This is a genomic window from Virgibacillus salexigens, from assembly GCF_014905415.1.
In the GTDB taxonomy this organism is placed as follows: Bacteria; Bacillota; Bacilli; order Bacillales; family Amphibacillaceae; genus Virgibacillus; species Virgibacillus salexigens.
Map to the genome: position 1 here is coordinate 1,163,950 of NZ_BNEO01000001.1, position 14,431 is coordinate 1,178,380.

Consider the following 14,431-nt stretch of genomic DNA (forward strand, 5'->3'; position numbering starts at 1 on the left):
TACCTGTTTTTGTGGCATATGAATATATTTCTTTAAAAAAATAAGCCCTCAGAAGTATAAGCAAATTAGTTTCTTTTATTAAGTAACTCCTATATTATTTAGGGTAGCGAAATAATTTCAAGAAGGAAGGTCTTTATCATCATTGACAATCATCCTATCGTGAAGCGGAATTTAGCAATCATGTGGTTTGCTAACTTTTTTATTGCTGGAAGTATGACGATGGTACTTCCCTTTATTTCTTTATATATTGAATCGATGGGGAATTTCTCTGATTCATATGTACAAAATTGGTCAGGGTGGATTTTTGCAATTACCTTTGTAACTGCTTTTATTTTTTCACCTATATGGGGGCGCATTGGTGATAAATACGGGCGTAAGAAGATATTAATCTTTTCTGCAGCAGGGATTGGTATTTCTATCTTATTAATGGGATTTGCTACAACCGTATGGCAATTATTCCTACTCCGATTAGTTATGGGAGTAGCTACTGGGTTTATCCCAATGTCACAAGCATTTATCTCCACCCAAACACCAAAGCATATAGCAGGAAGAGTATTAGGGACATTGCAAACCGGAAGTATTACTGGGACGTTAATGGGACCTCTATTAGGGGGAACACTTGCTGATGCATTCGGATATTCCAACACATTTAAGTGGGTTTCAATAACTGTTTTCATATCAGCTATTATCGTAATTTTAGGTGTAAAAGAATTACATTTGAAGCTCTCTGAAGATGAGCAAGATGAGCAGTCCTATACAAGAAAGCAAGTCATTCAGCATATCATAACAAACCCTGTACTACTAGTGGTCATGCTGATTTCAACATTAGTTCAAGTTGCACATTTCAGTATCCAGCCGATCTTGTCTCTTTTTGTTGCAGATATACATGGTCCAGAAAATATTGCTTTCTTTGCAGGTATCGCCTTTTCTGCAGCCGGACTAGGTAATCTTTTGATGACTAGAAAATGGGGACGTATTGGAGATAAAACAGGCTATATAAAAGTACTTATCTTTTTATTATTTATGGCAGGAATCGTTTACTTCCCAGGTGCGTTTGTCACAAACATTTGGCAGCTTGTTGTTTTGCGATTTTTACTTGGAATTTCGATCGGAGGAATTATTCCTGTAAGAATTGCTTATATAAGACAAACAGCGCCTCTTTCCATGCAAGGAGAAGTACTCGGCTATAACACAAGCCTTCGTTTCCTAGGAAATATTATTGGTCCGGCACTAGGGGGAATGCTATCTGGCTTTTTCGGATTTTCAGCTGTTTTTTTCGTAACAAGTGCTTTACTAATTTTAAGTGGCTTAATTATGTTATTTTGTTGGTATAAGTACGAATACAGACCAATAAACAATCGCTCCTTAACTGCAAATAGAGGATAAGTACTTATCAAGTAAATCCAAAAGTTCGTTCATCATTTTCTAAGTTATCGTTAGCCTATCTATCGTACCCATTGTAAGTGGTAATCAAGGGTAACAAAGTTGAGTTAATTGATTATTTTTAAAGATTATGCTAAAACTAACAGAGTCACCCTTAATAGGGATTACCTTCTAAAGAAAGAAAGTGATAGCAATGGGAATAGTCGTAGTCGAGGTCTGTGACGGAAATGCAATCACTTCTGTTAATATAGAAGAAATTCTTGAAGAAGAATTTCCTGAAGTTGCTGTACTCATGAACGAATGTTTATCCTTCTGTGGCTTATGTAGGGTTAAACCTTATGCGCTCGTGAATAATAAACGCATTTTCGGTAACACGCCTGAAGAATGTTTGGATAAAATCAGAACTGCAATAAAAGAAGAACTGGCTATTTATCAATGATAGCCAGTTCTTCTTTTTATATTTATGAACATTTCCCGGGAAATATGTCGTTATTTGTTGGGTATATCTTTACAAACTAGCTCGAAAAATCTCGACCGAATCTTGTCTCGTCAATTGTTTGAAGTTACCATACGCTGGCCGAGCAATCACCGTCTTATCTGCCATCTCCTCAATACTACTTTCATCAATGGCGTAGTCAGCAAATTTGGATGGTGCTCCAATTGAGTTCCAAAATTCTCTTAATTTGTCAATTCCTTCTAAAGCTATTTCTCTTTCAGTTTTTCCGATAGGGTCTACATTAAATACTCGAACAGCTAGTTGTTTAAATCGAGATGCATTATCATCATCAAGTACATGTTTCATCCAGTTCGGAAAGATAATTGCTAATCCTCCACCATGCGGAATATCATGCACTGCTGATACCGCATGCTCTAAATTATGCGTAGCCCAATCACCTCGGAATCCCATACTTAACATGTCATTTAATGCAAGTGTACCACTCAACATAATCGTCTCGCGATAGTCATAATTCTCCAAATCCTGAAGTAGTTTTGGCGTAGTTTCCATTACAGTTAGCAAAACAGATTCACAGAAGCGATCTTGAATTGGGGTATTATCCGCTTGGTGGAAATAGTGTTCTAACACATGTGACATCATATCAACCATACCATAAATGGTTTGGTCACGCGGCACAGAAAAAGTATGCGTAGGGTCAAGAATCGAGAATTTAGGACTAGTATATGGAGATCCCCACCCATGCTTTTCATTTGTTTCCCAATTGGTAATAACAGAACCACGATTCATTTCTGAACCAGTCGCTGCCAATGTAAGTACAGTACCAAATGGAAGCGCATCTGTAGCATGTGCTTTTTTCGTCACAATATCCCACATATCAATATCTGTTTTGGCTCCTGCAGCAATGGCCTTTGTACAATCGATTGTACTTCCTCCACCAATTGCAAGTAAAAACTCAATACCTTCCTGTTTACAGATTTCTACCCCTTTACGTACTGTAGAAATACGAGGATTTGGCTCAACTCCTCCTAATTCAAATATATTTGCATCGATCTCTTTTAGTTTTTCAACAACATTATCAAAAATTCCGTTTCGCTTAATGCTTCCTCCACCATAGACAAGCAGAACTTTTCTTCCATATTGGTCCACTTCTTTAGGAAGCTTATCTAATTGGCCTTTTCCAAAGATAAGTTTCGTAGGATTATAATACGTAAAGTTTTCCATTTGATAAACCTCCTAGGCGTTCGTATATACCGTTATATCCATTTCTACAAGTGCATGCTTTGGCAATTGACTAACCTCAATTGTAGCTCTTGCTGGATATGGTTCCGATAAATAGCTGCCATATATTTCATTTATTGTTGCAAAGTCTCCCATCGATTTCAAATAAATTGTAAATTTAACTGCTTTTGAAAAATCCGTACCCGCTTCTGTTAGGATAGCTTGAATATTTGTTAGTACTTGTTTCGTTTGCGCTTCGATCCCTTCCACAATTTCTCCAGTGTTCGGGTCAATTCCCACTTGGCCAGATACATAAAGAAAATCACCTGCTTGAATTGCTTGTGAATATGGCCCCAACGCTGCCGGAGCTTTATCTGTATGAATTGCTTTTGTCATACGTATTCCTCCTCTTCATTTATAATTAATCATAACATGTTTGGGCTTTACTCTTCTGCTAATTTGTTTCTATATGTAATAACTGATTTTACATAATAGATATCCCCATAGCATGCATCTATTTCTTTGGCTTCATCACGAAGACATCGATACTTCTCTTTATCTGGGTCATTTGCATACATTTCTTGAGAAAAAGTTATGGCAGCTTCTTGTGAATAGTCTTTTTCCTTATCGTGTATATATTGAATAAACCCTTTACCGAAATTATAAGATTGAACAGCAAGCTTTATATCCCCATTTGCTTCCTCTAGCGTTTGAGAAAAATAAGAGACTCCTTGTTTTATAGAAAGCTCCGGATCTTTAATACATTCACGCTCCCCACAATAGCTTTCAGAAGCTTGCATTGGATCCTTCCCACGTCCACCTGATTCCTGCATCATCATCCCGAGGATGGTATCAACATGTTCTGTTACACCATAATCTGCAGCATACTTTTCCACTAGCGGACGGTAATCTCTTACTTCTTCACTAATCACTGGTTCAGCTATTTGCCTCGTTGATTCCTTGTGTCCTTGTGTGTTTAGCAAGGAGATTCCAATAAAAAGAACGGAGAACAGGAATGCTATAAATAGAGTTTGCTTGATAGCTCTATAAAACTTCTTTTTGTATGTCATCTTCATCTATTCCCTTAACATAATAATAATTAAACCGCCGACAATAACGCCGTATATCATATGGGCACCAACCCAGTATAGAAATGCTTCTCCATCAAATAGATTTGGCGTACGTGGAGAGAATACGGTAGTCGTATACAATACTGTTCCTATGAAACTACTACAAAAGAAATAAGCAAGGATATTTCGAGATTGATTCATTTGTAGTAATCCGATATACAGCATTGGTACTAATAAGATGGAGACAAGTAAATGAAGGATCACTTCCCCTAATTCATCATAAGACAAGTCTTTTAAAACTGGGATATAATCAACATTTAAAAGTAATGTATATACTTGTTTCTCAGTAAAAGCTTGGATGAGTTTTAATACAGCAGCTATACCTAGTCCTGCAGCCGCTCCAATAATAGTTAATGTTATCCATCTCATCTTCCTATCTCCTTAACTACTAGTTTAAAATGAATTATTCCTGAATTAAAGTTTTATTACTCACTTATTTTGTTAAATTACTCGTCCAAGGAAAGTAACGACTGTGATATTATTCTCCAAATTAAGAAGACACCTGCCTAACTCTAGTATCGTTGATGAAATGGAAAAGAACAAGCTGCACCTAAAAAAGATGATCCCACTAGGAGATCACCTTTTTTACTTCGTTGGTTTTTTACTGTCCACTTGCGGATTTTTGAACTTCACCTTTGTTGCCAGGATTGGAACGATTAATAAACAGTTGTACAGCAATCATGACAACAAAAGCCCCTACACCATATAAATCAGAGTTTCCTTCTGGATAAATGAGTAGTAACCCAATGGCAACAGAAAGTATTCTCCCAACCCAATTCAGCTTTAAATACCAGAAGCCAATTAAACCAGCTCCTATTGCAATCATACCAGCAATCGCTGTTATTAAAATCCAGCTTATCTCCAACAAATTAGTATCGATCATAAGCAATTGCGGCTGCAATACAAACATGTATGGAATGATAAATGCTGCAATAGCTAACTTTGCTGCATTGACACCTGTACGAATCGGTTCACCACCAGATATCCCAGTCGCTGCAAACGCTGCAAGTGCGACAGGAGGCGTAATATCAGCTACAATTCCAAAATAAAACACAAACATATGCCCTGCTAGCACGGGTATAGCAACCTCTAATTGATCATTTAAAGCTAAAATTGCTGGTAAAGCAATGGTGGATGTGATTATATAATTCGCTGTGGTTGGAGACCCCATCCCCAGTATAATTGATGTTATCATCGTAAATAGTAATGTCAGTAAAAGTTGCATATCTGCAGAACTTGCAAGTGAACCCGCCATACTTACTAAACTATTACCAAGTTTCAATCCAAGTCCAGTTTTTGTTACAACACCAACAATAATCCCTGCACAAGCAGTAGCTGATGCCACACCTAGTGCTGTACGTGCACCCGAAGTAAGCGCAGTGACAAATCTAGCTGGAGTAATACGCGTATCTTTCCTAAATAAACTTACTAAAATAGTGATACCGATTCCATAAAGCGCTGTTCGTTCAATACTGAAGCCTTCAAATAACAACCAGACAATAGCGACAATCGGCAAAAGTAAATGAACCTTTTTGAAAACTTCCTTTTTAGGAGGAATTTGTTCTTTCGGTAAGCCGTGTAAACCTGTTCGTTTTGCTTCCAAATGTGTCATAATCCAGATGCCAGAGAAGAATAAAATTGCTGGAATTGTAGCGGCTTTGGCAATTTCCCAGTAGCCAACACCTGCAAACTCAATCATTAAAAAAGCAGCTGCCCCCATAATTGGCGGCATAATTTGTCCTCCTGTCGAAGAAGCAGCCTCAACTGCCCCCGCAAAATTAGGACGGTACCCTAACTTTTTCATCATTGGAATAGTGTAGGAACCGGTTGTTACGGTATTGGCGACGGAACTCCCACTGATGGTTCCATTCAATGCACTTGAGAAAATAGCTACCTTAGCAGGTCCACCAGTCCGACGACCGGCTAACGAGATTGCTAAATCATTGAAATAATTCCCTACACCAGTTTGTACGAGAAACGCCCCGAATAACAGAAAGAGAAATATATATGTGGATGAAACCTGCAAAGGGGTTCCCAATATCCCCTCTGTCGTAAAGAACATCGTTTCGATTAGCTGCTGTAAGCTTAAGCCACGATGTGCAAACATACCTGGCATTTGCGGTCCAAACAAAGCATAAATTAAGAAGACAATAGCAATAATGGTTATTGGTAGTCCTACTGCCCTTCGAGTAGCTTCCAAGACAAGCACTATAGCAAGGCCACCAGTGATCGTTTGCACCTGGGTAATGCTTCCAATTTGCTGAACAAGAGAATCATAAAAAAACGGCCAATAGCTACATACAATAATGGATAATAGTACAAGTATGTAATCATACCATGCTATCTTCTTCTTATTCCCCTTTTTCCTCGCTGGAAATAACAAAAATATTAATGAAAGCGCAAATCCTAAGTGTACTGTCCGTTGTATATAAGCGGTTTTTTGGCCAAAGGCGCCAGTGTATAATTGAAAAAGAGAAAATGCTAATAATCCAATAAAGACAATAGCAGCAGCAACGCCTACTAGTTTTCGAGTATTTGATTCCGTATCGTATTTCTGTAGCAATTCCTCTTGTTGTTGTTGACTTAATTGATCTTTTGAATCACTCATGGATCCTCACTCCTTTCCAATATTCCCATAACGTTATATTTTCAATCTTTAACGTAAACCAGGCGCCCGGGTTAAAATATTTATTCAGGTATATCTCTTTATCCGCATTTTCACCCCAAACTAATCGATTTTTTGAAACCGTCTTTCCATTTCGCAGATTAATCTTGGGGAATACATTGGACAAATTTTTAATATGATACTTCCCATTTTCATAAGTGAATTTTTCATTCCCATGCGCGTTCGATGGCATGCCAATACCAAACTCCTCATACACAATCTCTGTCTGTTTAATTGTTTGATCATCATTTACAACATACTTTTCTACGACATCGGTTAAATGAATAGAATGTTTAAAAATTAATTGGAAATGCTCCCCTTTATTGATAGGGAGATATGCTGCAATATGATCGGTGTTCTCTTTATAAAACACGAGCGAACTTCGAAACGGAAAAAACAGGATAAAGACTAAACTGATAACTATCACGAGTAGCATAATCACGAATATTTTGTATTTCTGCAATAATTTCATTACTGTTCACCTTATTTGATAACAAACTTTTCATCTATACACATGGAAGAGCCGGCAGCAAATTCCTGAGACACAGGATTACAGCCGGCCCTATGACTTTCCTAACGTTGTCATTACTCAGATGCTGAAATGCCCTCTTCATCAAAGTACTTCTTCGCACCTGGATGCAAGTCAATACCAATACCGTCAAGCGCAGAATCTTTGGTGATGAACTCTGCTTTATCATGAGAAATCTTATCCGTATTCTCATAAATCGCTTTCGTTATATCATACACGACTTCTTCTGAAAGTTGATCAGATACAGCAAGCATTGCTAATACTGCGACAGTCGGTACATCTTCTTCAACTCCATACGTACCTGCAGATACAGTATCTCCTGCATAATAAGGGTATTCCTCTACTAATGCATCTACTTTATCCTGTGCTATTGGTACGATACCTACATCAACTTGTGCAGATAAACCTTCGACAGCACCAGTTGGCGTACCCGCTGTAATAAATGCTGCATCAATATTTCCATCTTGAATACCACCAGTAGACTCGCCAAAGTCAAGGTTTTGAGCTTCAATATCATCCATAGACATGCCATGAACTTCTAATATCTGCTCTGCATTCACATATGTACCTGAGCCAGGTGCACCAACGGATACAGTTTTTCCAGCTAGGTCTTCAACGGAAGTAATGCCAGAATCTTTTGTCGTTACAATTTGAATGGTCTCTGGATACAAAGAACCAATTGCTTGCACATTATCTACTGGATTATCTTCAAAGGAATTAATCCCTTCAATCGCATTTGCTACAACATCAGTTTGAACAAATGCTAATTCCGCTTCCTCTTCTTGCAAAGCAACTACATTATCAGCAGAAGCATTTGATGATTGAGCTGTTGTTTCAATTCCAGTTTCATCAGAAATAATTTTTGCCATTGCCCCACCAAGCGGATAATAAGTGCCACTAGTTCCGCCAGTAAGCATGCTTAGAAACTCAGGAGCTTCGCTATCTCCTTCATTTGCACTACCTTCTTCATTATTGCCACCACATGCGGCTAAAAATAAAGCCAACACTAGTAACAAAGCCATAGAAAATATAAGATTTCTCTTTTTCATACAAACTCCCCCTTGTACATCCTAACGTATGAAATATATTTTACCTGTAATTCTATAATATTGTCAAACTATTGCTAACAGAACTAATTTGATTAATTTTTAAATCTGTAAGCGCAGACATGCTATTCGCTACTTCATTGGAGATTGCGTTAATTAAATGGGTAGGTAAAAATAACCATATCATGATGATATATCCAATAAAGATCTAACGAAAACATGAAACGTTCCTATTTAACTTTATTTACTAACTATATATTGTTTTTCATTGACAATTATTAGAAAATTCAGGTACTATATTGCTATTACCAAAAGTTATTGATCGTTGGACAAATAATTATTCCCTCATCATCCTTGCCAAGAAAAAGGTGGCCTAGCCATGGATTTTAACGAATTAGAATGGAACATAAAGCAAAAATTAAAACCTTCGATGAAGTATTTTTCAATTTACATTGAAACCCCTGATGGAATTATTGCTATTAATGAAGATAAACAAATGACTGCAGCTAGTCTAGTAAAACTACCAATTTTACTAGAAGGTTTCAGGCAGCTAGAAAACAACCATTTATTAGAAGATAAATTAGTTTATATAGATAAAGATGAGATGGTTGGCGGTGCGGGAGTAATCAATTATGTGTCTAAATCACATATCTATAGTTACAAAAATCTAATGGAACTAATGATTATCGTTTCTGATAACACTGCCGCTAACCTATTACTGAAATTATTTGGGATGGCTGCTATAAACCAATTTATAAAATCAATAGACTGTGAACAAACATTGATATCAAGAAAGTTTATGGATGTAGAGGCTAGCGAGAATGGAAAAGAGAACTATACAAGTGCAAAAGACATGATAAAACTATTTAAGCTAGTATCGAAAACAAACCACCATTTAACTGATTCTAGTAGAAGAATGATTCTAAAAATCCTTGAAAACCAGCAATTTACTCATAAACTTCCTAGCTATTTAGATAAAGATAAATCAATTAGGTTTTTTCATAAGACGGGTGAAATGCCTGGTGTTTCTCACGATGCAGGTATTATCAAGTACGAAACAAAGACCATTCATGTGGCAATATTATCAGAAGGGGTGGCACATAATACTGTAAGTGAAAGAATAATTGCTGACATTGGTCACTTATTGAGCAAATACATAAAAGAAATTGAATAGTTTACAGTTATGGGGGAGCGCTTGATCATGAAATATAAAATTGCCATTTTTGGAAGCCAGCCTTTTATTGAAAGAATTAAATTTTTTATTGAGATTAAAAAAGATGTAGAATTCGTTTATTTCCCTTATTCAAAAGCTGAGGACGTCAAAGATTTAATCGAACAAGCCTTCTTATGTGACATCTATGTATTCTCTGAATTACCGGCTTATATTTATGTTAAACATAAACTAAATAAAAAAAGGTTGCCTAGTCTTTTAATGTCTATAGATGCTTATACGATCGTAACCTCCTTATTTCGTTTATACCAAAATCGAGTAAATGAGCTGGATCGCATCTCCATAGATATGTTGAATGATCAGCAAGTTATGAATGCTATGTCAGAATTCACTTTATCCGATAAGGAAGTATATATCTATTCGTTTGAAGAACAAGATATAACTATGTTAGATAAGATTGTTAACCATCATGAACAATTATGGAAACAGGGGAAGATAGATTATGTACTGACATCTATCAAAGAAGTTGCAGCTTGTCTCAATGATAAAGGTATCCCAGCAAGTTGCATGGTTATCCCCAAATTAAATATTGAAAATACATTAAAAGAGGCAAAGAAGATTGTACAACTAAATCCGTACCAATCAAATACGGCACAAATTGTAGTAGGATTTATAAGGCTAAAAAATAAATGTGATTTAGAAACGGAGCATGATAGTCGCTTTATTGCTAAGCCCCTTCAACAGTTGCATCAATTAGTAGAGGAATTCGGAAAGCAGACAAGTGCAACCGTAATCCAAAACCATGAGAACCAAATTATTCTTATTGGTACGAAGTCCGTCCTAGAAAACATTCAAAACCATTATAGGGATTTTCCATTATTACATACTGTGGAAAGGGAATTGCAAAGACCTGTCGATATTGGTTTCGGACTTGCTTTAACAGCCATGGAGGCAGAACAAAATGCAAAATTAGCATTAGAGATATGTGATTCGACACTCGATAGCAGATGTTATATTGTAAATGAGCGACAAGATATTATTGGCCCAATTGGAATCGAAAAAGCCTTTGATAAATCGAAATTATATCAATCCCTGATACACAAAGCACGGCTAAATAATGAGCTTTCCTACAATTTTATAAACTTTATAAGCAAGCGAAATAATGAACCTTTCTCTTCCCATGATATTGCTTCTCACTATAAAGTTACAAAAAGAAGTGCAGAACGCACCATTAATAAATTACTATCTGGGGAAGTAATTAAAGTTGCCGGAGAGGAAAAGCCCTATCTAAAAGGGAGACCGAGGAAGCTATTTAAATTAAATCAATAAACCCAATGAGGGAGCTCTAACTCGTTATATTCGATGCATTCCGAAATATGAAAGGGGCCATGCTTTCCAAAAGCACGGCCCTTTCATTTGCATTGACTTTAGAGTAAACAATTCCATTTCTTAAGGTAGTTATTACCCTTTTTCAAATCAAAGGTTTAACAATCTCAACTACTTTTCGAATATAACTTCGATATGCACAGGAACAGGTCTATATGGTAGCTTTTTTAAATACTTAGTAACTCTCGCACATCCTCTTCTGTCAAACTCGATAGCATTGTTTCTCCAGGTTGAATTACTTGATCAATTAATTCCCTTTTCTTTTGTTGAAGTTCATATATTTTCTCCTCAATGGTACCTTCTGTTACTAGACGGATCACTTGCACTACATTTTTTTGACCAAACCGATGTGCCCGGCCTGTAGCTTGATCTTCTACTGCAGGATTCCACCATAGGTCATACAAAATAACTGTATCTGCACCCGTTAAATTAAGACCCGTTCCCCCTGCTTTTAGTGAAATTAAAAATATATCATTTTCTCCATTGTTAAACCGTTCACTCATCTCCACTCTTTCTTGAGACGGGGTTTGACCATGTAAATAAAAATAGCCAATGTCTTCTTTCACTAATTGGGAGATAATAATCTCATGCATCGAAGTAAATTGGGAGAAGATTAACATTCGTTTTCCATTACGCAAGGCATGATGGATCGTATCCATCAACTGTTCCAGTTTTCCGGAATCTCCTTCGTAGTTTTCAATAAATAGGGAAGGATGACAGCAAATTTGCCGCAATCTAGTTAAACCAGCTAAAATCTTCATCCGATTCTTTTGAAAACCATTTTCCTTCATAGATTGAGCTGCTTCCTCTTGTAATTGACGATGATACCCAATATATAAGTCTTTCTGCTCTTTTGTTAACGCTGAGACAGAGACCGTCTCAATCTTATCAGGTAGTTCACTTAACACTTCTTGTTTTAAACGTCGCAAAATAAACGGCTTTGTCATCATCGCTATCTTTTCATATGACATTTGTTTAAATGCTTGATGATTCGGCATCAATCCTGGAAGAATAACCTGGAAGATAGCCCAGAGCTCATCAATGGAATTCTCAATTGGCGTACCGCTTAACGCAAATTTCCTTCCAGCATGTATTCTTCGAATGGCTTTTGATGTTTTCGTTGCATAATTTTTTATATATTGCGCCTCATCAAGAATTAAAGTTTGAAAGAACAGGTTCTCATATAATTCAATATCCTGTCGCAGTGTCGCATAAGAGGTTATCCAAACATCCATGCCATTTGATTCTTCTAATTTGAGCTTTCTCTCCTGTGGTGCACCTGTTAAAACAGCAATGTTCAGCGATGGAACAAACTTCCCAAATTCATTTTTCCAATTATATACCACTGACGACGGTGCCACGATTAAATGTGGATGATCCCCTAACTCTGATGCGATAAATGCAATACTCTGTAACGTTTTACCTAATCCCATATCATCTGCTAAAATACCACCTAAATAATAATGGCTCAACGATTTGAACCACTGATAACCTGTTTGCTGGTAGTTTCGAAGTGACGCCTGTAATGTATCTGGAAGTGGATAGACTTGTTCTTCTGGATACTTTAGTTGATGTAGAAGCTTTCGAAACGATATATCATAATTTTTATTTGTTTGTAAGAGTTCATCAACCTGTGTCCCACGATATACTGGAACTTGGATGGTTCCTTCCTCCATATGGTTTGCATCCAAATCCATGCCATCAAAGAATTGCTTAATCGAAGAAAATCCATCTGATTCTAAAGATAGCAATGCTCCACTATCCAGACGATAATACCTTTTCTTTTCGATGACTGCCTCGAGTATTTTGTTTACTTCGGTATCATTAATTCCATCAATGTCAAACCCGATATCTAAGAGGTTTGACGCGTTTTCCAATTGTACGCTTGTATGCGTTGCAGGTTCTTGTTCCACAATTAGATTTCGTATCTCAGATGTTAGAAGAAGCTCCACATATTCTTCTAATTTCGGAAGCATATAGTAAATAAAATCATACATTTCTTCCTCATTATCCATATCAATATAAAGTTCTTTCCCATTATAATGAAAATCAGCATGTTCAATTAACCGCATGATTTGCAGTTCTTTTTCTACATCTCGAATAATGATAACATCATTTTTTTCTCTCCCACTGAAGGGATCAATTTGCTCCTCACCATAATAGTATGTTAATTTACCGACGATCCAAGCCGCTTTCACTTCCAAATAGAGTTTGGCTCTTAAGGGAACCTGAATAATGTCTTTAGCTACCTCTTCAGCAATCGTGACATCTCCTACTTTTTTTAAAGATGGGACAACCGTTGATACAAATTCATCTGCCTGATTTTTGGCAATAGGTAGGCGAAAGTTTTCATTGCCGAAGCGACTGAGCTCTTGGATAATAGGGACTTGATTATTGTTAGGGAAATAAAAAGTTCCATCAGCAAATAAACATTCATAAGCATCTAAGTAGACGAAGTCTCTTATCTGCTCCATTTCCAGCAGTAAATCATCTTTCATACTAGTTGATAAAGAGAATTGAAAAGGCAAATCGCCTACTTTGATCGCAACCGCCGGATAGCTTCGATCAGATGTATCGACTGTTAAGGACCGTTCAACCATTTTTTCCAGTAAGTCCTTTGCCTCCAACGGGGGAATGATAATAGCACGTTTATCCGATGTATCACCTTGATAAAATGGGTTGGCATGGTATACGCGCTCATTTTTAATAACTGCGGACAAATTTTCAAGTATCTCCAAATCCTGTGCATCAAGACGATGCATATCAGGGTTATATGCGAATTTCTTCGTTATTTGGTACTCCGATCCTTGAAGAACATGATTTAAAAAATCAGCAACATCCTTAATAACAAAGCATCTTTTTTCGCCAACTTTTAATTCCGCCTTCAACTGCCTATCTGAGTCAATATGACAAACGTACTCCACCAATAATTCGGATTGCGTTGGCAATGGACTTAGATCATTTTCCATATGTGAGATGTTAGCCACTGCATCCATGAATTTACTTGTTATTTTATAATCATAAGGAGCAAAAGCCGGGACACGATCATTGTCCTTATTTACAACACTGATCAATACCGCAGCAATATGCTTGCAGGAGCCAAATGCATCGAATGCTGGACAATCGCAATACGTATCAATGGTACCTTTAGAAAAGTCCTTCATATTAATCTCAACAAAATAATTTTCCGATCCTCGTACACTGGCCGTCCATACTTGATAGTTCTTATCATAGGAGAGATCACTTACTTTATCGTGTAAATAATAATCTAATCCCCGCTTATAAATAACCGGGGGGAATAACTTTTCCACATTGATGTTACGGACACTTTTCAAAATAACAAATACCATCCTTTACCAATTCTTATTTCTATTGTATACGAGTTTTTCCTGTTTTTAAACTGTAGATACTTGTAGAGCACAAGCTGTCTGAACGAGTTTTCAAAT

13 protein-coding genes are annotated in these 14,431 nt (G+C 36.9%); 4 read left to right on the plus strand and 9 right to left on the minus strand.

Features of this window, described 5'->3' with window-relative positions; genetic code table 11:
• Window positions 1-180 precede the first annotated feature (180 nt).
• Together JKP73_RS05235 and JKP73_RS05240 are read left to right on the plus strand one after the other, a co-directional pair.
• Entirely contained in the window at window positions 181-1,386 is a 1,206-nt protein-coding gene (locus JKP73_RS05235) for an MFS transporter (protein WP_038244755.1), read from the plus strand.
• A 190-nt stretch (window positions 1,387-1,576) separates the two neighbouring features.
• The gene (locus JKP73_RS05240; RefSeq protein ID WP_021289926.1) at window positions 1,577-1,822 is read left to right on the plus strand and encodes a YuzB family protein; all 246 of its coding nucleotides are present in this window, start codon (window positions 1,577-1,579) and stop codon (window positions 1,820-1,822) included.
• Window positions 1,823-1,891: 69 nt separating this feature from the next.
• Here the strand turns inward: JKP73_RS05240 and JKP73_RS05245 are convergent, their stop codons facing one another.
• From JKP73_RS05245 to JKP73_RS23390, 8 genes are all read right to left on the minus strand, one after another.
• Window positions 1,892-3,061 (minus strand): iron-containing alcohol dehydrogenase, encoded by a 1,170-nt coding sequence (locus JKP73_RS05245; protein ID WP_200410962.1) that lies wholly within the window; start codon window positions 3,059-3,061, stop codon window positions 1,892-1,894.
• Window positions 3,062-3,073: 12 nt separating this feature from the next.
• Window positions 3,074-3,454, minus strand: coding sequence for a RidA family protein (locus JKP73_RS05250; protein ID WP_200410963.1), 381 nt, complete (start codon window positions 3,452-3,454; stop codon window positions 3,074-3,076).
• Between the two features lie 47 nt (window positions 3,455-3,501).
• Complete coding sequence (locus JKP73_RS05255; RefSeq protein ID WP_038244752.1) at window positions 3,502-4,128, minus strand: lysozyme family protein; 627 nt, start codon at window positions 4,126-4,128, stop codon at window positions 3,502-3,504.
• A 6-nt stretch (window positions 4,129-4,134) separates the two neighbouring features.
• Window positions 4,135-4,557, minus strand: coding sequence for a hypothetical protein (locus tag JKP73_RS05260; protein WP_188942604.1), 423 nt, complete (start codon window positions 4,555-4,557; stop codon window positions 4,135-4,137).
• 232 nt (window positions 4,558-4,789) lie between these two features.
• Entirely contained in the window at window positions 4,790-6,796 is a 2,007-nt protein-coding gene (locus tag JKP73_RS05265; RefSeq protein WP_200410964.1) for a TRAP transporter permease, read from the minus strand.
• A complete protein-coding gene (locus JKP73_RS05270) occupies window positions 6,789-7,325 on the minus strand; it encodes a DUF1850 domain-containing protein (RefSeq protein WP_188942605.1) in 537 nt (178 codons plus the stop codon). The genes JKP73_RS05265 and JKP73_RS05270 overlap by 8 nt, the downstream gene beginning before the upstream one ends.
• Before the next feature lie 113 nt (window positions 7,326-7,438).
• Window positions 7,439-8,431, minus strand: coding sequence for a TAXI family TRAP transporter solute-binding subunit (locus tag JKP73_RS05275; RefSeq protein WP_021289933.1), 993 nt, complete (start codon window positions 8,429-8,431; stop codon window positions 7,439-7,441).
• 52 nt (window positions 8,432-8,483) lie between these two features.
• Window positions 8,484-8,615 (minus strand): hypothetical protein, encoded by a 132-nt coding sequence (locus JKP73_RS23390; RefSeq protein ID WP_255326112.1) that lies wholly within the window; start codon window positions 8,613-8,615, stop codon window positions 8,484-8,486.
• 192 nt (window positions 8,616-8,807) lie between these two features.
• Here JKP73_RS23390 and JKP73_RS05280 point away from each other — a divergent pair, with 192 nt between their 5' ends.
• Both JKP73_RS05280 and JKP73_RS05285 read left to right on the plus strand, forming a co-directional pair.
• On the plus strand, window positions 8,808-9,602 hold the full coding sequence (locus JKP73_RS05280; RefSeq protein WP_021289934.1) for a serine hydrolase: 795 nt from the start codon (window positions 8,808-8,810) through the stop codon (window positions 9,600-9,602).
• A 27-nt stretch (window positions 9,603-9,629) separates the two neighbouring features.
• Entirely contained in the window at window positions 9,630-10,928 is a 1,299-nt protein-coding gene (locus JKP73_RS05285) for a hypothetical protein (protein ID WP_160806851.1), read from the plus strand.
• Between the two features lie 224 nt (window positions 10,929-11,152).
• Here the strand turns inward: JKP73_RS05285 and JKP73_RS05290 are convergent, their stop codons facing one another.
• Window positions 11,153-14,335, minus strand: coding sequence for a DEAD/DEAH box helicase (locus JKP73_RS05290; protein ID WP_234447055.1), 3,183 nt, complete (start codon window positions 14,333-14,335; stop codon window positions 11,153-11,155).
• Window positions 14,336-14,431 lie beyond the last annotated feature (96 nt).